We start from the raw sequence: 24,614 nt of genomic DNA on the forward strand, positions 1-24,614 counted from the left end.
GTAAAGGTACGAAGTTAAGAACTCTGCAGGGAAAGCTTTAGCCTATGAACAAAGACAACATTCCAGGAAAGCTCCGGATAATTCCTACATTTTCGAAGATTTCTTCTTAAATACCTACTTAATCTGGTAATATAAAGACTTTTCCCGGCGATACATCTATTTTACCATAAAACACAAAACCGCTTTCCCCATTTGGTACGTATATATTATAAATATGTATTTATTTAACCATTCTAGTGCTAAATACTTTCTCCCCCGGGAAAGTATTTTTTTTAAATCCTGTGGAATCTCCCTATAGTCCTACCGCATTTAATTTCTTTAAAAACTTAACAACTGCTCAGCTTTAAATCCCTCATTTTTACATATAAAATATGTAATTTCGCAGCTCAAAACACAATAGCTATTTAATGAAGACAGATTCTTTTGCACTGCGCCATATTGGCCCCAGGGAAAGCGAACTAAAAGAAATGTTGCAAACCATAGGGGTGGATTCTCTTGAACAATTGATCTACGAAACTATCCCGGATGATATTCGTTTAAAATCTCCCCTTAACCTTCCGTTAGCATTGAGTGAAAATCAATATGCTGAACATATTGGAAAACTCTCTGCCAAAAACAAAGTGTTTAAAAGTTATATTGGCCTGGGCTACCACCAGTCTATTATGCCGGCGGTTATTCAGCGTAATATTTTGGAAAATCCAGGCTGGTATACGGCTTACACGCCATATCAGGCTGAAATTGCGCAGGGACGTCTTGAGGCTCTGCTAAATTTTCAAACCATGGTGAGTGACCTCACCGGTATGGAAATAGCCAACGCCTCCCTTTTAGATGAGTCTACCGCGGCCGCAGAAGCAATGGCCTTATTATATTCTGTTAGGGACAGAAAGCAAAAGAAAGAGAATGTCAATAAATTTTTTGTTTCTGAAGAAAGCCTGCCTCAGACCATTTCCCTTTTGAATACGAGGGCAGATTTCCTGGGCATAGAACTGATAATTGGGGATCATAAAAACTTTGATTTTTCTTCAGAATTTTTTGGTGTTCTTTTACAATATCCGGGAAAATTGGGAGAAGTACACCAGTACTCTTCTTTTGTTTCAAACTGCAAGGAAGCAGAAATAAAAGTTGGCGTAGCAGCAGATATTCTTAGCCTTGTAAAACTTCAGGCTCCGGGAGAGCTAGGAGTAGATGTTGTGGTGGGTACCACGCAGCGCTTTGGAATCCCCCTGGGTTATGGCGGACCGCATGCTGCTTATTTTGCCACCAAAGAAGAGTATAAAAGAAATTTACCCGGTAGAATTATTGGCGTTACCAAAGATCTGGATGGTAATAATGCCCTGAGGATGGCATTGCAAACCCGGGAGCAACATATTAAAAGGGACAAAGCCACCTCCAATATTTGTACTGCGCAGGTTTTACTTGCAGTAATGGCCGGGATGTATGCTGTTTATCATGGCCCGGAAGGATTAAAATATATTGCCGATACCGTACATTATTCTGCCACCACCTTATCTGCTGAACTGGTAAAATTAGGTTTTGAACAGGTAAATGCAGTGTATTTTGATACCATACAGGTAAAGGCTAAAGCTGAAGCCATAAAAAAAACAGCCGAAGAAAATGAAATCAATTTCTTTTATCCGGATGGAGATACTGTTTCCATTGCTATAAATGAAGCGACTTCTCTTGAGGATTTGAATAGCATTATTGCAGTCTTTGCCAAAGTGGCCGGTAAAGAAGCTAAACCCCTGGAGCAACTGCTTCAAAATTCTGTTATTCCGGAAGAATTACAGCGAAAAAAAGAATTCCTTAGCCACGAGGTTTTTAATTCTTACCGCTCAGAAACAGAGTTGATGCGTTACATTAAAAAGCTGGAACGCAAAGATCTTTCCTTAAATCATTCCATGATTCCTCTGGGAAGCTGTACCATGAAGTTAAACGCAGCATCAGAAATGCTTCCCCTCAGCAATCCGCAATGGGGAAATATTCATCCTTTTGCCCCTGTGGAACAGGCAGAAGGCTACCAGGTTGTACTTAAAAGGCTGGAAGAATACCTAACTGAAATTACGGGATTCTCTGCAACATCGCTTCAGCCAAATTCCGGTGCACAGGGAGAATATGCCGGCTTAATGGTAATAAGGGCATATCAAAAATCCATTGGACAGGGTCATCGTAATATTTGCCTTATTCCATCCTCGGCACACGGGACCAATCCTGCTTCTGCAGTAATGGCAGGAATGGAGGTAATTGTTACCAAAGCCACTGAAAATGGGAATATTGATGTAGAAGATTTACGGGAAAAAGCGGTAAAATATAAAGATCAACTGGCAGCTTTAATGGTCACCTATCCCTCCACGCATGGAGTATTTGAATCTGCAATAAAAGAAATCACCAATATTATTCATGAAAATGGCGGCCAGGTATATATGGATGGGGCAAATATGAATGCGCAGGTTGGCCTTACCAATCCCGGAGCCATAGGTGCCGATGTTTGCCATTTAAATTTGCACAAAACTTTTTCCATACCCCATGGCGGTGGCGGTCCCGGAGTTGGCCCAATTTGCGTTGCCGAACAGTTAAAACCGTTTTTACCAGGTAACCCGGTAATTAAAACCGGGGGCCGGGAAGCTATTGGCGCTATTTCTTCGGCACCCTGGGGTTCTGCTTTGGTGTGCCTTATCTCTTATGGCTACATAAGAATGCTTGGAACAAAGGGAATTAAAAATGCCACAGAGTATGCTATTTTAAATGCCAATTATCTAAAAGAGCGCTTAAATGGCCATTATAAGACCCTTTATTCTGGAGAAAGAGGAAGGGCCGCTCACGAAATGATTGTGGACTGCCGTCCTTTTAAGGCTAACGGAATTGAGGTGACAGACATTGCCAAGAGATTAATAGATTACGGGTTCCATGCTCCTACTGTTTCTTTTCCGGTAGCAGGAACAGTAATGATAGAACCTACTGAAAGTGAGAGTAAGGCCGAATTGGATCGTTTTTGTGATGCTTTAATCTCTATCAGGAAAGAAATTGAAGAAATTTCTGCCGACGATGAGAACAATGTATTAAAAAATGCACCCCATACGCTACAAATGCTTACTTCAGATGAATGGGTGCTCCCTTATACGCGTGAAAAAGCTGCGTATCCACTGGAATATGTAAGAGATAATAAATTCTGGCCCTGTGTAAGGCGGGTTGATGAAGCCTTTGGAGACAGGAATTTAATGTGCACCTGCCCTCCTACAGAAGAGTATGCCGAGGCCTAAAACAAGAGGAGCTAAAGGCTCCTCTTTTAATTTTAGTCCCTGTTAGGCGTCGTAATTTCCAGCTATGCCGTAACAAAATTTACTAATATTTCGTTAAATTAGACAAATAACAAGTTTCGAATAAATGAGTATCAAAATAACCGGCACAGGAAGCTACATCCCGGGTGTTATCACCAAGAATGCTGATTTTCAACAGCATGAATTCTATAATACAGACGGCTCTACATTCCCGGCTGATATTAAAACCACTATTCAGAAATTTAGAGCCATTACAGGAATTGAAGAAAGAAGGTATCTGGACGATAACATGAATACCTCTGAGATGGCTGTTATTGCAGCCCAAAAGGCCATTGAATCTTCTGGTACAGATCCTGAAACCCTGGATTACATAATTGTGGCGCACAATTACGGCGATGTAAAATTTAACTGCCACCAGAGCGATACCGTACCCAGTATGGCTACGAGGGTGAAATACCAATTGAGGATTAAAAATCCCTCTTGTGTGGGTTACGATGTACTTTTTGGTTGCCCGGGATGGATTGAAGGCATAATACAGGCACAGGCATTCATAAAAGCCGGAATGGCAAAGAAGTGCCTGGTAATAGGGGCTGAAGCCCTTTCCCGTGTAGTGGACAAACATGACCGGGATTCTATGATTTTTTCAGACGGAGCGGGAGCGGCTGTGCTGGAGCAATCTGGAGAAAAAGGAGGTATTCTGGCACATGAAAGCGCAACTTATGCTTATGAGGAGGCGAATTACATCTATTTTGGAAAGTCTAATAATGCCAACACTTCAGGAGAGCTTCGCTATATCAAAATGAACGGCCGGAAAATCTATGAATTTGCATTGGTAAATGTCCCAAAAGCTATGAAATCCTGCCTGGAAAAAAGCGGAAAAACCATAAAGGATCTTAAAAAGATATTTATTCACCAGGCCAATGAAAAAATGGATGATGCCATTATAAAACGCTTCTACAAACTCCACAATATGGAGGTTCCGGAATACGTGACTCCCATGACCATTCAGGAATTAGGAAATAGCAGTGTGGCGACGGTGCCTACCCTTCTGGACCTTGTAATTCATGGCGAAATTGAGAACCAGGAATTAAAGGAAGGGGACCTTATGATTTTTGCCAGTGTTGGCGCAGGCATGAATATAAACGCCATAGTTTACCAGTATTAGCATGTACGAAAATACTTTTCCTAATAAAAGATACCGGGAAACCATCCTTTTTTTAGAAAAACATATTGCTTCTCCGGCAGAGCTTCTGGATTTAGGGGTAGAAAACCCTTTTTCTGAAATGATGCGGAAGCATGGATATAAAGTTACCAACACTTCAGGAGAAGATCTGGATCTTAACACTGCCGCCGTTCTTAAGGAAGGATATGAAGCTGTTACCGCTTTCGAAATATTTGAGCACCTTGTGGCTCCTTTTAACGTACTTAAGGATATAAAAGCAAAAAAGCTTATTGCCACCATTCCGCTTAAGCTATGGTTTTCCCCTGCTTACCGCAGCAAAACAGATAAATGGGACCGGCACTATCATGAATTTGAAGACTGGCAGTTTAACTGGTTACTGGAAAAGGCGGGATGGAAAATAAGGGACACTGCAAAATGGACCAATCCTGTAAATAAAATTGGGGTGCGCCCCTTACTTAGAAGGATCACACCCCGCTATTATGCTGTTTATGCAGAAAGATAAAATTAGATACTCTAACACAAGCCTGCGCTAATATCTAATCTGCAAGGATTTTTGGAATTAACTTCATCAAATTTCATCATAGGGATTACCCCCGTTTTCATTTGCTTCCATTTTTGAAAGCGCCCACCGGCTAAAGAAGCCCGTATTCCCAGGCTCAAACTTTTTGTAAAAGAATAATCGTAGCCAAACTCTACAGCTCCGCTAATTGCACTTCCGGTTATTTTAACTTTGAATTTTATATATGAACTTTCGCCGGCCTGGATTGGCACAGGATAAGCAGCTCTTATTCCTGCAAGGCGACTGAAGATTGCTTAAAATTTTAAATCGGCTTCAAAACTTGAGGTGCCACCGCTAAATTGTAAATTAGCCTTACAAACTGCATCCTGTGAGAATTTATATTATTATCCCGGCGCATAATGAAGCTCAATTTATTGGCCAAACGTTGCAATCCCTAATTCAGCAGACGAAATTACCGGACAAAATAATGGTGGCAGATGATCATTCTACTGATGATACATCCAAAATTGTACAGTCCTTTATGGCTGGAAATCCTTATATTGAATTGGTGCGGAATATATCTGAAGGCACCCATCTTCCCGGCAGCAAGGTGATAAATGCCTTTTACAGGGCTTATGACAAGATTGATGAGCAGTATGATATTATCTGTAAATTTGATGCAGACCTGCTTTTCCCGTCTAATTATCTTGAGAAAATGGAATCTCACTTCCTCTCTTCAGATAAAACCGGTATCTGCGGCGGATTTTGCTCAGTCTACGAAAAAGGTAACTGGATCATCGAAAATCTAACCGGAAAAGATCATGTACGAGGTGCTTTAAAGGCATATAGAAAAGAATGTTTTCTTGAAATTGGCAAATTAAAGCCCGCTATGGGTTGGGATACGGTGGATGAATTACTTGCGCAATATCATGGGTGGCAAATAAAAACAGATCCAGGGCTGCTGGTAAAACACTTAAAGCCTACAGGAATAAACTACAACCAAAGCTCTAAATACAAGCAGGGAGAAGCATTTTACCGCCTGCATTATGGCTTTATATTAACTGGTATTGCTTCAGCTAAACTAGCTTATAAAAAGAAAGAGGCAGCCTTTCTTGTTAACAGCCTTCGTGGCTATTACAAAGCGAAAAATGAAAAGCAGCCTTTTCTCGTTTCCGAAGAAGAAGGCCGCTTTATTAGGCATTTGCGGTGGAAAAATATCCGGAAAAAATTATTCAGCTAATTCCTGATCCAGCATAATATACAGCGGCTGCCCTGTAGAGGAATTTGGAAAAGAAATTCCCAGCAGGGCTGCAACAGTAGGCGCAATATCAATAATCTCTGAACGTTTTACAGTGCTTCCATGGGCAATTCCATTACCATAAAATATAAGAGGTACATGAGTATCGTAAGAAAATCCGGTACCATGAGTAGAACCGGTTTTTGAATAGGAGATCACTGCGGGATCAAGAACATAAATCACGTCACCGCTGCGCTTTTGGTTGAAACCATTTTGAATATCGGCTGCCAGCCCTTTGGTAAAGCTTCCCTGTTGCATCTGGGTACGGGTAAATACTTTATCAATCTGTTTGAGTTGCAAAATCTCATGGGCCAGTTTTAGTTCAAGTTCTTCTGCCGCTATTTGCGCTTTTTCCAGGGCCTCATAATTAAAAAATACCTGGTTATTCGAAATATTTTCAATGAGATCTGCCCTGCCGAATTCTTTTTCTACAAATTCCTCTACAGTTTGCTCAAAGGAGCGGCTGTTAAAATAGCCGCCGGGAGCATTTACTGATTCCAGGTAAGCGGGAACATCTACCCCGCCATGGTCTGCTGTTAAGAAGATCGTATAACTTCCTTTACCAATATTCTGGTCCAGATAATCCAGCAGCTTTTCTAAAGTTTTATCAAGCCTTAAATAGGTATCCTCCAGCTCCTTGGAATTTACGCCAAAATTATGGCCAACATAATCTGTACTTGAAAAGCTTAGCGTAAGAAAATCTGTATCTTCATCCTTCCCAAGCTCCTCTCCTTCTATTGCTGCAAGGGCAAAATCCAGGGTAAGGTCATTACCGTATGGTACAGCTTTTAAAATATCAAAACCACCGTTTTCATCCTTAAGTTCTGCCAGGTTATAGGGAAAAGAAGCCGTTTTTTTTCCGGTAAAACCTCCTTCAAAATTATTGAGGTCCACACCACTTTCAGAATATGTTGTAATAGGATAAAGAGTATTCCAATCCTTAAGGTAAAAATCTGCTTTGCCAGATTTATTAAAATTCTTCACCCACTGCGGAAGCTCTTTTGTATAATAAGAGCTGGTAATCCAATGACCTTCTTTACCTCCATTAAACCAGTAAGCCGCATTGGCAGTATGGCCGGCTGGCAAAATGGAAGCCCGGTCTTTTAAAGCCACTCCTATTGTCTTGCCTCTAAACTCCGTATGCAGGCGATTCTCATCGGCAACTGTGGTGGCATTAAGCCGGTGCGGCGACATTTGTCCTGCAGAAGAGCTGGTGCCAACGGAGGTAGTACTGCTATCTTCCACACAATAAACCATTTTGCCCTCAAACTTGTTGTACCAGTTATTTCCTATAATTCCGTGGTTCATAGGGCTAGTGCCGGTAAAAACTGAAGCATGTCCCGGGCCGGTATAGGTAGGCATATAATTAAAGTGATTGTTCCTGAAATTATAGCCTCCATTAATCATTTTTTTAAAACCTCCATTCCCGTACCTATCCCAAAAACGGGTAAGGTAATCGTACCGCATCTGGTCTACTACAATGCCCACAACTAATTTTGATTTATTATTGTTGGTTTCCTGAGCAGTAACGGGAACTAGAAAATATAATGTAAAGAGCAAAAAAATTATACGTTTCATATCAAAATTTTAGAGTCACAAAATTAAGGATTACAGGGGGTAAAAACTTTAATTCTACGTTAATAACTTTAGTGGTGGTTTTTTGTATTTTAGCCTTACAAAAATTGTTGAATGAGTTATCTGCATTCCATTGGCGAATATATATTAATGATTAAAGGGGTGTTTGGCAGAATGACCAAGCGCTCTGTTTTAAAAGAACTTATTTTTAAAGAAATTAATGAACTGGTAATAGGTTCTTTGGGCATTGTAGCCTTTCTCTCTTTCTTTATTGGTGGAGTTGTGGCATTGCAGACTGCATTAAACCTTAACAATCCGCTAATCCCGAAATCTCTTGTAGCTTTTGCGGCAAGACAATCTATTATCCTGGAATTTTCCCCTACCTTTATTTCTATTATTATGGCAGGAAAAGTGGGATCTTTTATCACTTCCAGTATAGGATCTATGAGGGTAACCGAGCAAATAGATGCTTTAGAGGTGATGGGAGTAAACTCACTGAATTATTTGGTTTTTCCAAAGATCATCGCAATGTTAACTTATCCGTTTGTTATTGCTATATCAATGTTTTTAGGAATTGTGGGTGCTTATTCTGCAGCAGTTTTTGGAGGATTTTTAAGTCCTGAAGCATTTGTAAGCGGGCTTCAGGAAGATTTTATAGGGTATCAGGTATTCTATGCCTTCTTTAAAACGTTTCTTTTTGCCATGATCCTGGCCACCATCCCAGCCTATCACGGATATTACATGACCGGTGGATCTCTGGAAGTAGGAAAAGCGAGTACCACTTCTTTTGTGTGGACCAGCGTGGTAATTATTGTGACCAATTATATAGTAACCCAGTTATTACTTAGCTAAAATGATAGAAGTTAAAGATCTACATAAAAGTTTTGGAGAGCAGGATGTTTTAAAAGGAATAGACTTTGTTTTTGAAACCGGTAAGACCAATCTTATTATTGGCCAGTCCGGATCAGGTAAAAGTGTTCTTTTAAAATCCATGCTTGGTATTTTTACTCCGGAAAAAGGAAAAATAGAATATGACGGGAAGGCTTATTCAGATTTTAGCCCGGAACAAAAAAGGGAACTGCGAAAAGAAATGGGTATGCTCTTCCAGGGTGGAGCTTTGTTTGATTCTATGACGGTAGAAGATAATGTAATGTTCCCGCTTAGAATGTTCAGGAAAGGCAGGAAAAAAAATCACCTGGACCGTGTATATGAAGTACTGGAACGGGTAAAACTTGGTGAGGAACACCGCAAAAAATTTCCGGCAGAAATTAGTGGAGGAATGCAGAAAAGGGTGGCCATAGCAAGAGCCATTGTGAACAAACCAAAATACTTGTTTTGTGATGAACCTAACTCTGGCCTTGATCCTAAGACTGCTACCATTATAGACAACCTCATCCATGAACTTACCGTAGAGTATGATATTACCACTGTGGTTATCACGCACGACATGAACTCGGTACTGGAAATTGGAGAAAATATCGCTTTTTTAAAAGACGGGGTCTTGGCGTGGAAAGGAGACAAAAGCCAGATCTTTAAAACCGATGATGAAACAGTAACCGATTTCGTTTATTCTTCTGATTTATTTAAAAAAGTAAGGCAGGCACAGCTGCAGGGCCTATAGTTAGTTCATCTGCCTGTTGAGAAGGAATCTTCAAAATAGTTTTTTAATTTTAACTTCTTCCTGCTTATTTATCTTCAGCAAACCAAAAGAAATCTTTGCCTGGCCTTCAGCTCCCGTTAACCAATTTTGTCCCCAAATTTTTCAATTGCCTTATCCCTGATCTCTTTTATGTTTTGCTCATTTTTTTTGGGCATCACCAGCAAAACCAACTCATTTTCCAGTACAATATAATCTTTAAGGCCTTCAATTATAACCACTTTGTTTTTTTCAGTCCTTATAATATTTCCTTTGGCTTCAAAAGAAAGGAAGCGGCTGTTAATAAGGGTATTGTCATTTTCATCCTGGGGCAATTGTTCCTGCAGCGACCCCCAGGTACCCAGATCATTCCATTTAAAAGAGGCGGGGATCATATACACATTCTCAGCCTTTTCAATAATACCGTAATCAATAGAAATTTTATGGGCCAGATGAAAATTCTCATCAAGAAATTGCTGTTCCCCGCGGGTATTCCAGACGGCATCCCCTTTCTCAAAAAGGCGGTACATCTCGGGTAATAATTTTCTAAAATTATTTAGAATGGCCTTTGCATTCCAGATAAAAATTCCCGCGTTCCAGGCATAATTCCCTTCACTTAAAAATGCTGAGGCTTTTTTAAAATCCGGCTTTTCTGTAAAGGCCTGCACCTGCATTATTCTTTTTTCTTTAGAATTATCATATTTTATATAGCCATAACCCGTATTTGGAAAGGTGGGCGTAATACCCAGCGTGATTAATTTATCCTCACGGCCGGCCTCTTCAAAAGCAAATTCCAGGTCTTTTCCAAACCGCTCCTCTCCCTGTATCCAATGATCACTGGGCGCTACCATCATTACCGCATCTTTATTTTTGTGATTTATTTTTAAAGCTGCCAGTAAAATACTGGGGGCAGTATTTCGCATCACAGGTTCCAGAACAATTTGCTCCTGTTTCACACCGGGAAGTTGCTCTTTAACAATATCATTGTATTTCTTATTGGTAAGGATGTAAATATTTTCCTGTGGAATAATTTTAGAAAGTCGTCTAAAGGTACTTTGAATCAAGGTTTCCCCGGCCCCCAGAACATCCTGAAACTGTTTAGGGATGCTTGCAGTGCTTACAGGCCAAAACCTGGAACCTACTCCTCCTGCCATTAAAATTGCATAATAATTATTGTTCATTTTTTCCAATTTTAATTTTTTAAAAGTTCCACCTCTGCATTAGGCTGAAACAAATATATCTTTCCGGTGGCCATTTCCAAACATTCATAGCGTTTAATGCGTTTTTCCCCTCTTCTGAAAATCTTCCCGTTATATATTCTGAAAACTGCTCCAAAGGGCACTTCAAAAATATAACTTTTATCATTCTGGGCGTCAAAACTTTTCAGGGCTACCGAAAGGCGTGCATCTGTATCACTACTGGCTTTTGGATTCCTAAAATGTGCGGCAATAAGCGGCAGCAGTTTCTGCGGAAAAATTTCCGGCCTTATAAAAGGCAACATCAAATTGCGAAAAGTGAGTTTCCATTCGTCCCCGTGAGGTTTTATATTTCTCCCGAAGCGCTCAAATGCCAATAAATGGGCAATTTCATGCACAAGGGTTATCAGGAACCTGTATTTATTAAGATTAGCATTTACCGTTATTTGCTGTGCCCCATTAGGCATGCGCCGGTAATCTCCATGCCTGGTCCTTCTTTCATTTACAATTTTAAGATGGACATTATTGTTTTTTATAAGCATAAAAACGGGCTCCATGGCGTGACTGGGGAGATATTTTTCGAGGATATGCTTCATTAATTTTTTATGGCGTGCTGTTAGAAACCTGCAAAAGTTTCCCGTTGTAATATTTATTTCCTGTTAAACTGAAATCTGCGATATAAGCGGCCATCTCCTGTGCGGAAAGGGGTGCTTTATAGCCTGGAAAGGCCTCTTCCAGCATCTCGGTTTGAACTGCACCCAACGCCAAGACATTAAAAGAAGGTCCGGTCTCTTTATACTCCTCTGCTAACAATTCGGTTAAAGTAATAATAGCCGCCTTACTGGAACTATAAGCAGCTAAACCGGCAAATTTAACACTACCCTGGACCGCACCCATAGTACTAATATTTACCACATGAGCATTTTTGCCCATAAAGGGCAAGATCTTTTGTGTAAGCCCAACCACTCCCATCACATTGGTATTGTAAACCGACTTAAAATCTTCTGCCGTAAGATCTGTAAAGGGCTTGTTTACAAGTTTTCCGGCATTGTTAATTAAAATATCCACCGCACCCCATTCTGAAGAAACAAAAGCAGCCACCTTCTTAAGCTCGCTCTCTTTACAAATATCACAGGAAAGTGCTGTTACATTTTCTAAATTTTGCCTTTTTACAGGTTCATCATTCCTGGAAAGGGCCAGCACCTGGTGCCCAGCGTTCGCGAAAATTGAAACCAGTTCATAACCTATACCCCTGCTGGTTCCGGTAATAACAATGTTTTTCATAGAAAAAAATTTAGGCAAAGAAAAGCTCCTTGCATAAAGCTTGAAGATCTTATCGCCCTTAATTGTTCATTTTAATTTCTTTTTCGGAAGTATTCGCCATTTTTGAAATCGCCGGCAAAATAGCTTCAATCAAATTTGCCATATGCTCAAAATTCATTTTTTCAGCTTCATCGCTAACATGATGATAGAATTCATAATTGGTAAAATCAAAGGTGCTTATAGTTTGGGCAGGAACTCCAAATTGCTCAAAAAACGGATAATTGTCACTTCTCTTAAAAAGATTATATTCCTGAGCCTGGGGTAGAAATCCCAGAACCGTTTTACCGGCGTATTCATTGAATTTTTCAGCGAAATTAGAATTTTCAAATCCGGTGAGGTAAGCCATGTATTCTTTGTCTTTCATAGGCACACCTATCATTTCCAGGTTTACCACCGCATATAAATCAAGGTTTTCCTGCTTTAGCACTTCAGCTAAATGCGCCGATCCTGTAAGGCCCAATTCTTCTCCTGAAAATAAGGCGAAAATGATGCTTCTATCATTATTGTCTATTTTCGCAAACTTTTCAGCCAATTCCATAACCGCCACAGTTCCGGCGGCATTATCATTAGCACCATTTGCTATAGAATCCCCTTCCACCGCCTCCTGTATCCCAATATGGTCGTAATGGGCACTTACAATGATAAATTCATCCTTCAGCTTTGGATTATTTCCTTCTAAAACGCCTACCACATTAAAAGCCTTTTTTCCCTGAATTTCAAAAGCATCCCTATAGGTTTCAAAATAAGGTTCTATATGGTTCTTACTGAAGAAATCTTCTATAAAAGTCGCAGCTTTCTCAATCCCTTCTCCCCCAGTAGCCCGGCCTTCAAGTTCATCTGAGGCCAAAAAATTAAGGTTTTCTCTTAAATCTTGCGGAGCTACTTCTATAGAATTAGGCGTGGTTTGTTCACCTTCCGCAGAAGTAACCGTTGCAGAAGATTTATCCTGAGCGGAATTACATGAGGCCGTAAAAATGAGGAGTACACCTGCCGCAAGACTTAAAAAAGGAATTTTCATTTTTGTATGCATTAAAGAAAGAGAATAGAGTTATTACTTATGATAAGCATTAAAGATAAAAAAATCCCACGCTATAGTGGGATTTTCATGTTATTTATTGGTAAAACCAGCTCTCTATGCAAGCATAGTCACCGGATTTTCCATATACGTTTTAAGGGTTTGCAGGAATGCAGCTCCCGTTGCACCATCCACCGTCCTGTGGTCACAGGCAAGGGTAAGCTTCATGGTATGCCCCACTACAATTTCACCATTTTTAACCACTGGTTTCTCCACTATTGCTCCTACAGAAAGTATAGCGGAATTAGGCTGGTTAATAATACTGGTAAATTCAACAATCCCAAACATTCCAAGGTTGGAAACCGTAAAAGTACTGCCTTCCATTTCCTTTGGTTGTAATTTCTTATTCTTGGCTTTACCTGCAAGATCTTTTACATTTCCACCAATTTGCGTCATAGACATCTGGTCTGCAAATTTCAATACAGGAACCACTAGACCTTCTTCCACTGCAACAGCTACACCCATGTGGATGTGCTTGGCCATCTTCATAGAATCGTCTGTCCATTGGCTGTTTACCTGCGGATGCTTTCTAAGTGCCATCGCACTGGCCTTGATCACCATATCATTAAAGGAAACCTTTACGTCTGGCAGTTCGTTAATTTGTTTGCGAGAAGCCATGGCATTATCCATATCCACCTCGATAGTAAGGTAATAATGCGGCGCTTTAAATTTGGATTCCGCCAGCCTTTTGGCGATCGTTTTACGCATTTGAGAATTTTTGATTTCTTCAAAGCTTTCTTCCCCTGCAGGAACATAAGGCTGTACAGATGCACGTTTTTCTTCGCTACCTGCAGTTTGCGTTTGGGTTGCAGGTTTTTCTGAAGGTTTATAAGACTCGATATCCTTTTTAACAATACGCCCATTTTCACCTGAGCCTTCTACACTGTTAAGATCTATGCCTTTATCTTCAGCCATTTTTTTAGCTAAAGGAGAAGCAAAGATGCGACTCTTATCCTTGGCTTCAGAAGTAGTGGCACTTTTTTCTTCGGTTGCGGCAATTTCTTTTTGCTGTTCTTCAGCCTTGTCCTCTTTCTGTTCTTTTTTAGCAGAAGATTTTTTGGCAGAACCCTCTGCGCTGATACCGGAAACATCTGTTCCCGCAGGGCCAATAATTGCCAGTAAACTATCCACTTTAGCAGTTTCGCCTTCCTGGATCCCAATTTTAAGAAGCGTTCCTTCATAGAAAGATTCAAACTCCATAGTAGCTTTATCGGTCTCAATTTCAGCAAGAATATCTCCTTCTTGAACCTTATCACCTTCCTGTTTTATCCAGGCAGCCACAGTACCTTCTTCCATAGTATCACTAAGGCGCGGCATAGTAATAATCTCTACTCCTTCCGGAATCTCACCATCTCCTGTAGTTTCATCTTCTGAACTGTCTTCCTCTTCAGATTTCTCCTGAGAATCTTCAGGGGAATCCTCCTCTTTTTTATCTGAAGAAGAATCTCCTCCTTCTATTATAGAAGAAATATCCTCTCCTTCCTCACCAATTATAGCCAGCAGCGTATCAACAGGCGCAGTTTCTCCTTCTTCAATACCTATATGAAGCAGGGTTCCTTCGTAGAAGGATTCAAACTCCATAGTCGCCTTATCGGTTTCTATCTCGGCAAGAATGTCTCCTTCTTCAACCTTATCACCTTTTTTCTTTAACCACTTTGCCACAACACCTTCTTCCATGGTGTCGCTAAGGCGTGGCATATTAATTACTTCAGCCATAATTTAGTCTACTTTATGTGATAAAAACGGGTAATCTTTTTGTTCATAAACCACGTCGTACATTACATTTTTCTCAGGGAAGTCAGATTCTTCAGCGAATTTCTCACACTCTGATACCTTATCTTTCACGCGTTGATCTATTTCTTTAATTTCCTTATCAGAAGCGTATTTCTTCTCCTTAATAATATCTCTCACCTTTGTAATAGGGTCTAGTTTCTGGTATTCAGCAACCTCATCCTTGGTACGGTATTTTTGGGCATCACTCATGGAGTGACCGCGGTATCTGTATGTTTTTAATTCCAGAAAAGTTGGCCCTTCTCCCTTCCTTGCACGGGAAATAGCTTCATCCAAAGCTTCGGCAACCTTAACAGGATCCATGGCATCTACCGGCCCACATGGCATTTCATAACCATTCCCTAGCTTCCATATATCGGTACCTTTTGAAGTACGTGCCACAGAAGTTCCCATAGCATATCCGTTATTTTCCACACAAAATACCACAGGAAGATCCATCTTCACGGCCATATTAAGGGTTTCATGAAGAGAACCCTGCCGGGTGGCCCCATCTCCCATAAAACAAAGCGTCACTGCATCTCTTTTAAAATATTTATCTGCAAAAGCCAGTCCCGCGCCGAGAGGAATTTGCCCTCCTACAATACCATGACCTCCATAGAAACGATGCTCTTTAGAGAAAATATGCATAGAACCCCCGAGCCCCTGTGAAGTTCCGGTTCCTTTTCCATATAGCTCTGCCATCACCCTTTTTGGATCCACACCCATTCCTATAGGCTGAACGTGGTTCCTGTAAGCGGTAATCATCCGGTCTTTTTCAGTATCCATAGCATGAAGCGCTCCGGCCAGTATGGCCTCCTGCCCGTTGTAAAGGTGTAGGAAACCCCTAACCTTCTGCTGAATATAAACCTGCGCAAGCTTGTCTTCGAATTTGCGCCAAAACAACATATCCTCGTACCACTTTAAATAGGTGGCTTTTGTGATTTTCTTCATATCAAAGTTTAAATTTTAAGCCGGACAGATGGGTTTTGTCAAGCGGATAACAAAAATACTATTTTCAGTAAGAATGAAAAACAGTTTTAAAGCAAAAATGCGAAAACATTACAGATAGCTGCTATCAAAAATAAAGGGGAGTAAATCCTGTACAGATTTAGCCCGCGCCACTTTACCGGTTTCTCCCATAAAATAAAGCGCTATGGGAGCATCCTGTTTAACTTCATATTCTACCATTGCCTGCCTGCAGGCACCACAAGGGGGAACAGGAGTTTCCATGGAATGCTGTAGAGATTTAGCTGAAATGGCTACTTTTTCTAGTTTTACCCCTGGATGTTTTGCTCCCGCGAAATAAAAAGCAGTGCGTTCTGCACAAAGCCCGGAAGGATAAGAAGCGTTTTCCTGATTGCTACCTATAACCGTTTGCCCGTTTTCAAGAAGGATGGCTGCCCCAACATTAAATTTTGAATATGGCGCATAGGCCGTATCACGCGCTATAAATGCTTCTTTCATTAAATCCTGAACATCTTCAGGCAATTCTTCAAGAGAATCATAAACTTCCAGGCTGGAAGTAAAAGTAAATGATTTCATAAATATGTATTGGAAATGCAAGGTAACCAGAACAAAAAAAGTAGCAAATGTAAAGAGATAGTTTTAGCGTTTAAAGACTTAATTATAGAACTCTTCTCCAAAATTAAAGGTCAGGCCAAACCGTAAGGTTCCTTCCAGCGGACTGGGAACATTAGAAGTTGAAAATAAATAGGAGATATCAATATTTACAATTTCATACCGGAAACCGGCTCCAATAGAAAGGAATTTCCTGGAGCCCTTATTTTCATTTTCATTAAAATACCCGGCTCTTAGGGCAAAGACATCCTGATACATATATTCGGCTCCCAATGCCCAGGTAACCTCCCTGAGTTCTTCGCCAAAACCATCCGGGGCATCACCAAAAGATTTAAAGATTCCTTCAATAGCACCAATATCGTCATACGTCTCCCTATCTTCGCTGTTTATATCGCCATCTCCATTAAAATCCTGCGGGGTTGGCACCAGCAACTTGTTAAATTCAACATAAGTGCCTATACGGTTATCAGGATCCAGGATAAAATCAAAACCAGCTCCCGCTTTAAAGTTCGTTGGAATAAAATCTTCCTGCCCGGCATCGTCATATTTCAATTTTGGCCCAATATTGGAGATATTGGCTCCAAGCCTCCATCTTCCAGTAAAACTATCGGTGTAAAACTCCTCACTCTGGTAGTACGCCGCCACATCTACGCCAAAACTACCAGCAGGCCCCCAATCCTCTTCATCCTGCAGCCCAAGATCTGAATGCAGATACCTTCCGGCTACAGCCATGGAAACTGTTTCACTTAGCTTGAGGGAATAAGAAAGGTCAAAAGTGAATTCCTGAGGATTTACTGGCAAAGGATCTTGTTCAAAGGTATTCCTGGTCTCTATTGCCCCATAACTAAAATAACGAAAACTGGAAGCGAAAGCGCTCCTGTCATTTAATTTGTAATAATAGTTTAGGCTTCCTAAAAAAATATCGTTCACAATATTACTTAAATAGGGGGTATAAGCAAAACCAACTCCCTGCTGGCGCTCTGCAAAAGCATATTTAGCAGGATTCCACTGTTGGGAATAAACATCCATAGAAGTAGCCACTCCCATATCTCCCATACCCGCTGCACGGGCATCTGCCGCTACCTTTAAAATCGGAACAGCAGTGGTAATAACCCTATTCTGCTCTTCCTGAGCAAAAGACGAGAATCCTGAAAGCAGTCCTACTCCCAGTAAAACAATTCTTATTTTTTTCATCCTGAACGTTATCTGTAACAAATATATATTTTAATTCTTGTTAAGAAAGCTCCTCCCCTTCAAAAATTATTATTACAGCTACCGGGGGAGAAGATTAAAAATGGTTTCACCCGGGAATCTATTCCCGCAGTGAGCGCTGAGTTCATCTTATATTAACTGTAAATAAAAAAAATTATTGCTTATACTTCAATTTCAGTTCATGGATTTTGGCATTAATTCTGTAGGCTATAACAAAAAAAACGTAATTTTGCGCCTTTACAAGGTATGGTGCCCGGTGCTGTTTTAAGCATTTTTAGCTTGATGAAAAAACGGGTAATCCTTTAGTACATCAGGCAGTTAAAGAGTTTTGTATACTTTTTTAATTACATAAAATAAACTTGTACATTTAGCGTTAATTACTATATTGCAAAGCCTAAAATTCTATCAAAAAGGACGATGAATATGAGAACTGATATTGCTATAAGAGCACTTTTCACAATTGCCTTTGGCGTTGGCCTGATAAGCTGTAACAATTCCAGAGATTACAAAAATACTTCCCGTGCCACCGGTTGGGACATCAATTCAGATGAAGGTGGATTCCAGTATAATAGCGACTTTAAAGAACAGGAAACCATGCCTGGCCTTGTTTTTATTGAAGGTGGAACCTTTACTATGGGGAGGGTTCAGGATGATCCTATGCACGACTGGAACAACACTCCTACCCAGCAACATGTACAGTCCTTTTATATGGACGAAACAGAGGTCACCAATAAGATGTACCTGGAATACCTGGACTGGATCAAGAGAGTTTACCCTCCAAGCCAGGAAAACTACAGTAATATCTATAAAGGCGCTTTACCAGACACTTTAGTATGGAGAAACCGCCTTGGCTTTAATGAAACCATGGTGAACAATTATTTGCGACACCCCGCATACGCCGAATATCCCGTAGTTGGGGTTAGCTGGATTCAGGCAGTGGAATTCAGTAAATGGAGAACCAATATGGTTACTGAACTTAAATTGGAGGAAGAAGGGATAATTGCAGAAGGGGCAAGATATAATGTTGAACCGGGAAAACCTTTTAATTCCGAAGCTTATATCTATGACCCTTCAGGTGCCTACGGCGGAAATACCGAATTGAGCCAGGGAGAAGAAATTCAGGACAGGCTTGAAAATACTAATGAAGAAGGTAATCCTGTGAAAAAAGTTTATCCGGGAAGAGAAAGCGGCCTTGTTTCTCCTGAATATCGTCTTCCTACCGAAGCGGAATGGGAATATGCCGCTCTGGCCCTTGTTGGAATAAGAAATTACAATGTTTACCGCGGTAGAAAAAAATATCCATGGGATGGGCAATATACCAGGTCTGGTGATGTAAAAAGACAAGGAGATCAATTAGCCAACTTTAAACAAAGCGCAGGAGATTATGGCGGTATTGCCGGATGGAGCGATGATGGAGCAGATATTACTGCGGAAGTAAAATCCTACGAACCAAATGATTTTGGCCTTTATGATATGGCAGGAAACGTTGCAGAATGGGTCCTGGATGTTTACCGCCCTATAGTAGATGATGAATTTAACGATTTTAACTATTACAGGGGAAATGTATATACCAAAAATGCCATTAATGAAGACGGAAGTGTAAAAATTCTCGGGGCAGACGAAGTGCAGTATGACACCCTTAGCAACGGCAAACTGGTAGCCAGAAATCTTCCCGGGGAAATAGCGCAGACGCCTGTTACCAAAGAAGACACCTACATGAGAACCAATTATACTGAAAGTGACCAGAGAGACTTCAGGGATGGAGATAAAAGCTCTTCAAGGTATTACCAACCCTTCCAGGATGCAACAGACCCTTCCAAGAGAATGTATAATTCCCCAACGTATGACAATTTAAAGTACAGTGACAGTACAGGAACAATAGCCGAGAGAGGTTATGATTCTGCTGAAAGAACAACTTTAATAAGCGATGAAGTTAGGGTTTACAAAGGAGGCTCCTGGAGAGACAGAGCTTACTGGTTAGATCCCGCACAAAGAAGGTATTTTCCACAGGATATGGCTACAGACTATATAGGTTTCAGAAATGCCATGTCTAGAGTGGGTTCTAAATCTAAAGAAGGAAATAAGACAGCGAGAAATTAACAATTTTGGTTAAATATGTTTAAAAGCCCTATTTTTTAGGGCTTTTTTTATAGCTTTATTTTATGAATGTAGCACAATTACACCAACGATTCCTGTTAAGCTCGGGAGCTTTTACAGACACCAGAAATATTAAGGAGAACGGAATTTATTTCGCGCTTAGAGGCATAAACTTTAACGGCAACGCGTATGCGCGGGAAGCGGTTGAAAACGGGGCAAAAATGGCCGTGGTAGATGAAGAAAATTACGCCACAGATCCTGAGAAGATCATTCTTGTAAAAGATGTTCTTAAAACCCTGCAGGAATTGGCGGCCTTCCATCGTAAATTTCTAAAGCTTCCTATTATTGCCATTACAGGTAGTAACGGCAAAACCACCACCAAGGAACTTACCCATAAAGTGCTTTCAAAAAAGTACAGGACCGTAGCCACCAGGGGGAATCTTAACAATCACATTGGTGTTCCTCTTACGCTTCTCTCTATGGACGAAGAGACGGAAATTGGAATAGTAGAAATGGGAGCAAATCATTTTAAAGAAATCGCCACATTGTGTAAAATTGCCATGCCCGATTATGGTTACATTACTAACTTCGGAAAAGCCCATCTGGAAGGTTTTGGCAATCTTGAGGGAGTAATTCAAGCAAAGAGCGAACTTTACACCCATCTTAAAAAGAACAAAAGGCTGATATTTTTAAATGCAGATGATCCAGTGCAGCGGGAACATTTTAATTATGACCACATTTTTACTTTTGGTACCGCTGAAGACGCAAAGGTGCAGTTTCGCTACTCCGGAAACCAGTCCTATGCCAGTGTAAAATTTAACGATACAGACTTCAATAGTAAAATAACCGGGAAACATAATGCCCTGAATATTGCCGCGGCCATTTGCATGGGATTATATTTTAAAGTTCCATTTCAGCAAATAAAAGAAGCCATTGAGGAGTATACACCTGAAAACAATCGCTCACAGATCACTAAAAAAGGCAGTAATACCATATTCATGGATGCCTATAACGCAAATCCCACCAGTATGCATGCTGCTATAACCAACTTCCAGGAGCTGGAAACCAGGGAGCCTAAAATTGTTATTCTGGGAGATATGCTGGAGGTAGGAGCTTCCGCAGAAACAGAGCACCAGGTAATAGTTAATTTACTGGAAAATGATGACTTTACAGAATGCTATTTGGTAGGAGAACATTTTAACCAGACTCAAACCAATAAAAACACTATTATCAAATTTAAAAGTGTGGAAAAACTGAAGGAACACCTCCAGGAAACAAAGTTTGAAAATTGCCACATTTTATTAAAAGGCTCAAGAGGCCTTGCCCTGGAAAGATTGCTTGAAGCCATTTGAAAAAAAGCAGCTAATTACAGAGATTCTTTATAGTAGCAAAATAATTAGCGGCCTCTTTTTTCCGGAACGTAACGATCTAGTTCCTGTTGCCATAAGGCTGAATTTATAACTGCTAATATGGCACGGTTTAAAGGTTCCCGCAGCGAATCTCCCTGCCTTATCCCGAATGCGTAGTAATGAGGATCAATATTTACAGGCTGCACCTTTAAGGCCAGATCTGGATCATTATTAATGGTGAATCGCATTACAGGAACACTGTTGAGCACGGCATCTGCTTTATGATCCCTCACCGCCTTCATCGCTTCCGGCAGATCTTTAGATTTTTTAAAAGCTACCCTTTCCTGTTGCAGGTAATCTGCAGCAAAAGAACCTTCCACGGCAAGCATATCCATTTCTCTTAAATCCCCCGGGACAGCTATTTTACTGGCAGAATTACCCATAACTGCCGAAACAAGAGATGCAGTTAAAACCGCGGTAACCGCCATGGCCACCAGCATCCAGATAAGTGCCACGGCACGACCCCAAAAAGTTACAGGAGATTTATCTCCGTATCCAATGGTAGTCATAGTGACTCCGGCCCACCAGAAACCAGAGCCAATACCGCGCACTACAGAACGTTCCCCTCCAAAACTTTCCTCGTTGCTGCTGCGTTCTATAAAATAAATAATGCTTCCAACAATAAGCAATAAAATGGAAAGCATTGCGGCAATATACCAAAAGCGCTGGTTGAAAAAAGCTTTAGCTATGGAAGAAAGCGTCATCCCTCGGGAAGATGCAATTCCCATACTGGCTTTATGATAAATATGGCTGAAATCTATTTTTTCCTCGGCAGCCGCGGTAACATCCTCCAACAATACAATATCTGCCTCTTTTTGCAGCAAAGCATTTACTGCAGCCTCCCGGGAAATTTCCTTTAATTCATAATTTACATCCATACGGTCTGCCACCGCTCTCCACAACCTTATGCTAATGCCATCCCAGTTACCCTTATCATCAGCAATCATATAAGGCGGCTGGGAATACACTCCCACCATAAGTTTAATGTTTTGGTTGTTGGAAAGACTGTCAGCCTGGGCAAAAATATTTTTTGAGAACAAACTTACTGGCAGCAGAAAGAGTAAAAAGGCTTTTTTCAGCATCATAACTAATTTAAGATTTAGCTGCTGTCACAGCTAACAGAATTTCAGGATTTTAAATTAAAAAAAATCTGAAACAAAAAGTAGTTGCCATGCCTCTGGTTCAGGAAAAAAGAGAATTTTGAATAAAAAACATTAGACAGAGCATCTGTAAATCAACAAAAATGCATTTCCCATTTATAATCCCAATAAGCATCCTGAGAATTTGAAGGATCATGATTGTTTCCTACGAACAGGCCACCTGATACGTTTGTTTGATAAGACCTTTAATCTGATCTGGGATTTGATGAGAATCTGTGGTTTCCATTTGCTTCAGGTCAAGGCCACTCCCTACAATGTACTGATATTTTCTTTCACTGTTAGCAATTAAAGTAAGCACGGCAACCTTATCTATTCTGGAGATTTTAGTGGCAATTCCATTAGGTAAAACTTCAACATCAATATTAAAATTTTTAATATTTTCTTCAACCTTATCTTTAGAGTGAGTTAGCCAAAGCTCCTTCATAACTTCAGAATCTATTTTAAAATCTACCACCTCACCATTGGTATTTAATTCTATCTTAAGATCTTCCATGAAAACTATATTAAAAATTTTACAGCATTTACGATTTTAAAAGTTCTGGAAAAGCTTTTTGTTTTTTTGCAGCAAATCCAATCGCAAACAAATTGTGAGTGATACTGGATTCGAACCAGTGACCCCTACCCTGTCAAGGTAATGCTCTGAACCAACTGAGCTAATCACTCTTAAGACGGTAAATATAGATAAATATTTGCATTACTTCTAGAGTACAAACCGTAAAGGTAAATGAAGGATCAAAAAAGGAAAAGGGAACGGGGTGAAGGTATTACTATTAAACTTGTTCTGCAGGCCAGGAGATGGGAGCATTGGATGAAGCGGTAGTGGGCAGCCAGTTTTTCAGCCAGCGGCGTTAGCATTGCGCCTTCTTCTGAAATCCTTAATATTAAACTAACCACCTAGCCTAAAGCTTCCTGTAACAGGTAGAGATTTTTATTTTTAGCTGGCTGCAGAATATTTGCTCCATAGCTTGTAAAATACTTATGGGAGGATAAAAGCTGAATACTTTCCCGTAGCCAATCCTTATCGTTGTATCTTTTATTAAGTACTTTTTCCCATTCCTTGCGAAGTGCCTGATTTTTTTGATAAAAATCTGGTGCTGCCAAATGAGCGAGGTCTGCATCACAAATGATCTTTTCCAAATTTCCTTTGGGCAATTGAGGCATTTTTGTAGCCTGTATGCATTGGCTAACCTGTTGTATGTCTTCTAAAGGGAAATTCTGGGCTGCCATAATTTTTTTTGCTTTCTCTTCGCTCTTTCTTTCATGCCCTTTATAGCATTCTGCATAACCCGTATCGTGGAACCAGGCGGCAATTTTTAATAAGTCCTGAGCATGTTCTGAAACGTCTTCATATATAGAAATTAAACAGGTGAATTTTACAACCTCCAAAGTATGTTGAAGGTTATGAAAGGGGAATTTACCGCACCTGCTGTTCACCAGGATTGCATAACAGTATTCTTTTATCTCCGGAATTAGATTGTCCATTATTACCTATGTTTTTTCTTTTTCCTATCATATATAATATAGATAATTAGGAGTACAAGACTTACAGCAGATATCCATATAAGGCCAGATTTAAGGCGCTGAAAGTTACCTCCTAAATAAGCAATTGCACCGGTTAGTGGAATTATTCCCGCCAAAGTAGCCGCGATAAATTTCCAGTAGCCCATCCTTAATAAACCTGCTACAAAGCTTGTGGCATCATTGGACAAAACAGGAGAAACACGGGCAATTATCACGGCCCAGAAGCCATAATCTTCCACATAAGCTTCAATTTTTGTTCTGTTCTATACCCTATTAATTTATTTACAGTTAATGGACCAAGATAGGCCCCAATAGCATAGCCTATGGAAGAGGCTATCCCAACTCCTCCAACAGAGAGAATACTTCCCCAATAGGGGCCGTAGGCCAGGATACAAACAATCATTACAAGTGCACTGGGAATAACAAATAAAAACATTTGAACCAACATCAAGACGATAATAAGGAATGGTCCCCAGAAACCAAACTGACCCACCCAGTGCGAAACCCTCTCTTTATCATCGCTCGTTAAAATCTGGTATGCGTTATTAATAAAATCTTGGAAATTTGGTAATGCAAAGTAACAGCCTACCAGCACAACGAGAAGTCCCACCGAAATTATTAGTGGTAGCCTGCTCTGCTTTTGTTGTTGATTCAGGTCTTTGGCTGAATCTTTTCTTTTTTTATCCTGGGACATATTTGTGTAGGTTTTATTAAGCTATCTTAGAAATTCTCGGACCTCCTTTTACGGATTAAAATAGCTGGTAAATCTAAAGACAGTCTAAAGCCTAATCCAAATATGCTGAAAAAT

At 40.3% G+C, this 24,614-nt stretch carries 22 protein-coding genes and 1 tRNA gene; 8 read left to right on the top strand and 15 right to left on the bottom strand.

The features are described 5' to 3' along the window. The first annotated feature begins 407 nt into the window (after nt 1-407). The 4 genes from gcvP (at nt 408) to AB8M93_RS00670 (ending at nt 6,197) form a co-directional block, all read left to right on the top strand. Nucleotides 408-3,257, top strand: a complete 2,850-nt coding sequence (gene gcvP / locus AB8M93_RS00655) for an aminomethyl-transferring glycine dehydrogenase (RefSeq protein ID WP_373055608.1) — start codon at nt 408-410, stop codon at nt 3,255-3,257. A 124-nt stretch (nt 3,258-3,381) separates the two neighbouring features. Further along, complete coding sequence (locus AB8M93_RS00660) at nt 3,382-4,440, top strand: 3-oxoacyl-ACP synthase III family protein (protein ID WP_373055610.1); 1,059 nt, start codon at nt 3,382-3,384, stop codon at nt 4,438-4,440. Between the two features lies 1 nt (nt 4,441). Next, nucleotides 4,442-4,960, top strand: a complete 519-nt coding sequence (locus AB8M93_RS00665) for a class I SAM-dependent methyltransferase (RefSeq protein WP_373055612.1) — start codon at nt 4,442-4,444, stop codon at nt 4,958-4,960. 385 nt (nt 4,961-5,345) lie between these two features. Continuing rightward, complete coding sequence (locus AB8M93_RS00670; protein ID WP_373055614.1) at nt 5,346-6,197, top strand: glycosyltransferase family 2 protein; 852 nt, start codon at nt 5,346-5,348, stop codon at nt 6,195-6,197. On the opposite strand, the gene pafA is transcribed toward AB8M93_RS00670, so the two are convergent. Next, nucleotides 6,186-7,832 carry an alkaline phosphatase PafA gene (gene pafA, locus AB8M93_RS00675; RefSeq protein ID WP_373055615.1) on the bottom strand — a complete coding sequence of 549 codons (1,647 nt, stop codon included), beginning with the start codon at nt 7,830-7,832 and terminating at the stop codon, nt 6,186-6,188. The genes AB8M93_RS00670 and pafA overlap by 12 nt on opposite strands. A 111-nt stretch (nt 7,833-7,943) precedes the next feature. On the opposite strand from pafA, the gene AB8M93_RS00680 reads away from it, so the two are divergent. Continuing rightward, entirely contained in the window at nt 7,944-8,681 is a 738-nt protein-coding gene (locus AB8M93_RS00680; protein WP_373055617.1) for an MlaE family ABC transporter permease, read from the top strand. A 1-nt stretch (nt 8,682) separates the two neighbouring features. Then, the gene (locus AB8M93_RS00685; protein ID WP_373055618.1) at nt 8,683-9,450 is read left to right on the top strand and encodes an ABC transporter ATP-binding protein; all 768 of its coding nucleotides are present in this window, start codon (nt 8,683-8,685) and stop codon (nt 9,448-9,450) included. Between the two features lie 116 nt (nt 9,451-9,566). Here AB8M93_RS00685 and AB8M93_RS00690 read toward each other — a convergent pair whose 3' ends face one another. The 8 genes from AB8M93_RS00690 to porV all read right to left on the bottom strand — a co-directional run bounded on the left by AB8M93_RS00690 (nt 9,567) and on the right by porV (nt 17,601). Beyond that, the gene (locus tag AB8M93_RS00690; RefSeq protein WP_373055620.1) at nt 9,567-10,646 is read right to left on the bottom strand and encodes a mannose-1-phosphate guanylyltransferase; all 1,080 of its coding nucleotides are present in this window, start codon (nt 10,644-10,646) and stop codon (nt 9,567-9,569) included. A gap of 11 nt (nt 10,647-10,657) precedes the next feature. Beyond that, entirely contained in the window at nt 10,658-11,257 is a 600-nt protein-coding gene (locus tag AB8M93_RS00695; protein WP_373055622.1) for a SprT-like domain-containing protein, read from the bottom strand. Nucleotides 11,258-11,264: 7 nt separating this feature from the next. Next, nucleotides 11,265-11,945, bottom strand: coding sequence for an SDR family NAD(P)-dependent oxidoreductase (locus tag AB8M93_RS00700; RefSeq protein WP_373055624.1), 681 nt, complete (start codon nt 11,943-11,945; stop codon nt 11,265-11,267). Nucleotides 11,946-12,003: 58 nt separating this feature from the next. Beyond that, nucleotides 12,004-13,002: a M28 family metallopeptidase gene (locus AB8M93_RS00705; protein WP_373055626.1), complete on the bottom strand. Its 999-nt coding sequence runs from the start codon at nt 13,000-13,002 to the stop codon at nt 12,004-12,006. A 114-nt stretch (nt 13,003-13,116) separates the two neighbouring features. Further along, a complete protein-coding gene (locus tag AB8M93_RS00710) occupies nt 13,117-14,775 on the bottom strand; it encodes a pyruvate dehydrogenase complex dihydrolipoamide acetyltransferase (protein ID WP_373055627.1) in 1,659 nt (552 codons plus the stop codon). A 3-nt stretch (nt 14,776-14,778) separates the two neighbouring features. Continuing rightward, nucleotides 14,779-15,780, bottom strand: a complete 1,002-nt coding sequence (gene pdhA / locus AB8M93_RS00715; RefSeq protein ID WP_373055629.1) for a pyruvate dehydrogenase (acetyl-transferring) E1 component subunit alpha — start codon at nt 15,778-15,780, stop codon at nt 14,779-14,781. A gap of 108 nt (nt 15,781-15,888) precedes the next feature. After that, a complete protein-coding gene (cdd, locus tag AB8M93_RS00720) occupies nt 15,889-16,371 on the bottom strand; it encodes a cytidine deaminase (protein WP_373055631.1) in 483 nt (160 codons plus the stop codon). A gap of 78 nt (nt 16,372-16,449) precedes the next feature. Further along, the gene (gene porV / locus AB8M93_RS00725) at nt 16,450-17,601 is read right to left on the bottom strand and encodes a type IX secretion system outer membrane channel protein PorV (protein ID WP_373055633.1); all 1,152 of its coding nucleotides are present in this window, start codon (nt 17,599-17,601) and stop codon (nt 16,450-16,452) included. A 435-nt stretch (nt 17,602-18,036) separates the two neighbouring features. Between porV and gldJ the strand changes: the two genes are divergently transcribed. Together gldJ and AB8M93_RS00735 are read left to right on the top strand one after the other, a co-directional pair. Beyond that, nucleotides 18,037-19,719, top strand: coding sequence for a gliding motility lipoprotein GldJ (gene gldJ, locus AB8M93_RS00730; RefSeq protein WP_373055634.1), 1,683 nt, complete (start codon nt 18,037-18,039; stop codon nt 19,717-19,719). 62 nt (nt 19,720-19,781) lie between these two features. Next, nucleotides 19,782-21,068 (top strand): UDP-N-acetylmuramoyl-tripeptide--D-alanyl-D-alanine ligase, encoded by a 1,287-nt coding sequence (locus tag AB8M93_RS00735; RefSeq protein ID WP_373055635.1) that lies wholly within the window; start codon nt 19,782-19,784, stop codon nt 21,066-21,068. A 44-nt stretch (nt 21,069-21,112) separates the two neighbouring features. On the opposite strand, the gene AB8M93_RS00740 is transcribed toward AB8M93_RS00735, so the two are convergent. From AB8M93_RS00740 to AB8M93_RS00765, 6 genes are all read right to left on the bottom strand, one after another. Continuing rightward, nucleotides 21,113-22,210 (bottom strand): transporter substrate-binding domain-containing protein, encoded by a 1,098-nt coding sequence (locus AB8M93_RS00740; protein ID WP_373055636.1) that lies wholly within the window; start codon nt 22,208-22,210, stop codon nt 21,113-21,115. A 220-nt stretch (nt 22,211-22,430) separates the two neighbouring features. Continuing rightward, a complete protein-coding gene (locus AB8M93_RS00745; protein WP_373055637.1) occupies nt 22,431-22,778 on the bottom strand; it encodes a hypothetical protein in 348 nt (115 codons plus the stop codon). A gap of 95 nt (nt 22,779-22,873) precedes the next feature. After that, nucleotides 22,874-22,948 (bottom strand) — tRNA-Val (locus AB8M93_RS00750). A gap of 231 nt (nt 22,949-23,179) precedes the next feature. Further along, complete coding sequence (locus AB8M93_RS00755) at nt 23,180-23,767, bottom strand: HD domain-containing protein (protein WP_373055638.1); 588 nt, start codon at nt 23,765-23,767, stop codon at nt 23,180-23,182. A gap of 2 nt (nt 23,768-23,769) precedes the next feature. After that, on the bottom strand, nt 23,770-24,045 hold the full coding sequence (locus AB8M93_RS00760; protein WP_373055639.1) for a TVP38/TMEM64 family protein: 276 nt from the start codon (nt 24,043-24,045) through the stop codon (nt 23,770-23,772). Continuing rightward, complete coding sequence (locus AB8M93_RS00765) at nt 24,018-24,500, bottom strand: TVP38/TMEM64 family protein (protein WP_373055640.1); 483 nt, start codon at nt 24,498-24,500, stop codon at nt 24,018-24,020. The genes AB8M93_RS00760 and AB8M93_RS00765 overlap by 28 nt, the downstream gene beginning before the upstream one ends. Nucleotides 24,501-24,614 lie beyond the last annotated feature (114 nt).

Source organism: Autumnicola aciditolerans, from assembly GCF_041679265.1.
GTDB lineage: Bacteria > Bacteroidota > Bacteroidia > Flavobacteriales > Flavobacteriaceae > Autumnicola.

What these genes read in the sequence shown, in the direction of transcription:
- gcvP (WP_373055608.1), top strand. Translation starts at nt 408, where the DNA reads ATGAAGACAGATTCTTTTGCACTGCGCCATATTGGCCCCAGGGAAAGC.
- AB8M93_RS00660 (WP_373055610.1), top strand. Translation starts at nt 3,382, where the DNA reads ATGAGTATCAAAATAACCGGCACAGGAAGCTACATCCCGGGTGTTATC.
- AB8M93_RS00665 (WP_373055612.1), top strand. Translation starts at nt 4,442, where the DNA reads ATGTACGAAAATACTTTTCCTAATAAAAGATACCGGGAAACCATCCTT.
- pafA (WP_373055615.1), bottom strand. Translation starts at nt 7,832, where the DNA reads ATGAAACGTATAATTTTTTTGCTCTTTACATTATATTTTCTAGTTCCC.
- AB8M93_RS00680 (WP_373055617.1), top strand. Translation starts at nt 7,944, where the DNA reads ATGAGTTATCTGCATTCCATTGGCGAATATATATTAATGATTAAAGGG.
- AB8M93_RS00685 (WP_373055618.1), top strand. Translation starts at nt 8,683, where the DNA reads ATGATAGAAGTTAAAGATCTACATAAAAGTTTTGGAGAGCAGGATGTT.
- AB8M93_RS00690 (WP_373055620.1), bottom strand. Translation starts at nt 10,646, where the DNA reads ATGAACAATAATTATTATGCAATTTTAATGGCAGGAGGAGTAGGTTCC.
- AB8M93_RS00695 (WP_373055622.1), bottom strand. Translation starts at nt 11,257, where the DNA reads ATGAAGCATATCCTCGAAAAATATCTCCCCAGTCACGCCATGGAGCCC.
- AB8M93_RS00700 (WP_373055624.1), bottom strand. Translation starts at nt 11,945, where the DNA reads ATGAAAAACATTGTTATTACCGGAACCAGCAGGGGTATAGGTTATGAA.
- AB8M93_RS00705 (WP_373055626.1), bottom strand. Translation starts at nt 13,002, where the DNA reads ATGAAAATTCCTTTTTTAAGTCTTGCGGCAGGTGTACTCCTCATTTTT.
- AB8M93_RS00710 (WP_373055627.1), bottom strand. Translation starts at nt 14,775, where the DNA reads ATGGCTGAAGTAATTAATATGCCACGCCTTAGCGACACCATGGAAGAA.
- pdhA (WP_373055629.1), bottom strand. Translation starts at nt 15,780, where the DNA reads ATGAAGAAAATCACAAAAGCCACCTATTTAAAGTGGTACGAGGATATG.
- cdd (WP_373055631.1), bottom strand. Translation starts at nt 16,371, where the DNA reads ATGAAATCATTTACTTTTACTTCCAGCCTGGAAGTTTATGATTCTCTT.
- porV (WP_373055633.1), bottom strand. Translation starts at nt 17,601, where the DNA reads ATGAAAAAAATAAGAATTGTTTTACTGGGAGTAGGACTGCTTTCAGGA.
- gldJ (WP_373055634.1), top strand. Translation starts at nt 18,037, where the DNA reads ATGAATATGAGAACTGATATTGCTATAAGAGCACTTTTCACAATTGCC.
- AB8M93_RS00735 (WP_373055635.1), top strand. Translation starts at nt 19,782, where the DNA reads ATGAATGTAGCACAATTACACCAACGATTCCTGTTAAGCTCGGGAGCT.
- AB8M93_RS00740 (WP_373055636.1), bottom strand. Translation starts at nt 22,210, where the DNA reads ATGATGCTGAAAAAAGCCTTTTTACTCTTTCTGCTGCCAGTAAGTTTG.
- AB8M93_RS00745 (WP_373055637.1), bottom strand. Translation starts at nt 22,778, where the DNA reads ATGGAAGATCTTAAGATAGAATTAAATACCAATGGTGAGGTGGTAGAT.
- AB8M93_RS00755 (WP_373055638.1), bottom strand. Translation starts at nt 23,767, where the DNA reads ATGGACAATCTAATTCCGGAGATAAAAGAATACTGTTATGCAATCCTG.
- AB8M93_RS00765 (WP_373055640.1), bottom strand. Translation starts at nt 24,500, where the DNA reads ATGTCCCAGGATAAAAAAAGAAAAGATTCAGCCAAAGACCTGAATCAA.